1 protein-coding gene is annotated in these 1,291 nt (G+C 43.8%); it reads left to right on the plus strand.

What is annotated here, in order from left to right; all coding sequences use genetic code 11:
• Positions 1–139: 139 nt before the first annotated feature.
• Complete coding sequence (locus QUA40_RS28770) at positions 140–718, plus strand: Uma2 family endonuclease (RefSeq protein ID WP_333132126.1); 579 nt, start codon at positions 140–142, stop codon at positions 716–718.
• The last annotated feature ends 573 nt before the right edge of the window (positions 719–1,291 follow it).

Genomic DNA, 1,291 nt, shown 5'->3' on the forward strand with positions numbered 1-1,291 from the left:
GGAGAACCTTTTTTCTTTGAGCTACCTCCGAAAATCCCCTTGACAACTGGCTTTGAGCCTTAACTTGTCACCAATGACTACAGACTCCAACTTTTTGAAGTCGTATATTATGGAAAAATGATCGTAAAAGGTAAGTCAGATGGTTGTCGCAATTTCTAAAGCAGGATTGGTTACAGGTGGGGCCTTCCTGTCAAACGTGACATGGGAGACTCTGGAAAAGTTGGATGCAGATTTGGCAGGAACCGGGGCACGTTTAACTTATTTGGATGGGTGTTTAGAAATTATGGCTCCTTTATCTGAGGCCCACGAAGAACCTAAAAACACTTTAGGCCAGCTTTTAGAAATTTATATGCGGAGGAGAAATATTCGTTTCTACGGGCGCGGCAGTACAACCATCGGGATGAAGGAATTGGGCGCACGGAAGGAACCAGATGAGTCTTACTGTTTGGGTACGCGCAAGTCAGTTCCAGATATGGCGATCGAGGTGACAGTGACGAGTGGTGGAATTGATACGCTGGAGATCTATCGTCGGGTTGGAGTGCAGGAGGTTTGGTTTTGGGAGGATGGTGTAATTTCGGTTTATTGTTTGCGTCCAACGGGATATGAGTTGGTGAGTAAGAGCGAACTGTTGCCGGATTTGGATTTGCGATCGATCGAGTTCTATTCGCGTATGGCAGACCAATATGATGCGGTGAATGCTTTTATGCGATCGATGTAGAAGTTGAGAAGTGCGATTTAAAAAATCATGCTTTGCCCTCATATTTTGCCTTTGCTGCTAATGACCCGCAATAAACGGACACAAGCCCCCGACGCTCATGAGGGTCGATCCCAAAATTTTAGACCAAATGTCAAGCTCCCAGATTCACGGCGCTGCAAGTCTATCTAAAATCTAAAATCGACTGACGAGAGTATCATCTTCATGGATAAATTAAATTTTACAATTTTTAAGGTATATTTATGGCTTATCTGTGGACACCGATCGCCAATGCTGTTGACTCATATCGCCGTCGCTTACTTATAGAACCCAATGCCTTCTATGAGCATATTTGGTGATTAATTCATATCCAGGAAGCACTTGTAGTTACTCTGGGTACAGCTTTGGCAACACGCCTCTTTACTCTCTGGGATGAGCAACCAAATACCATCATAGATGAAGATTTGATAAAAATAAAAACTCAGAAGATAATTACGGGGCTTAACCCTAACCAAGACGATGGGAGCATCCCGGTTTTGCAAAAGCCTCAAATGGCTAAGAGGTCGTTGAGGTAGGCACAACGAAGTTTTAGCATTT

The organism is Microcoleus sp. Pol11C3 (assembly GCF_036701485.1).
Lineage (GTDB): Bacteria > Cyanobacteriota > Cyanobacteriia > Cyanobacteriales > Microcoleaceae > Microcoleus.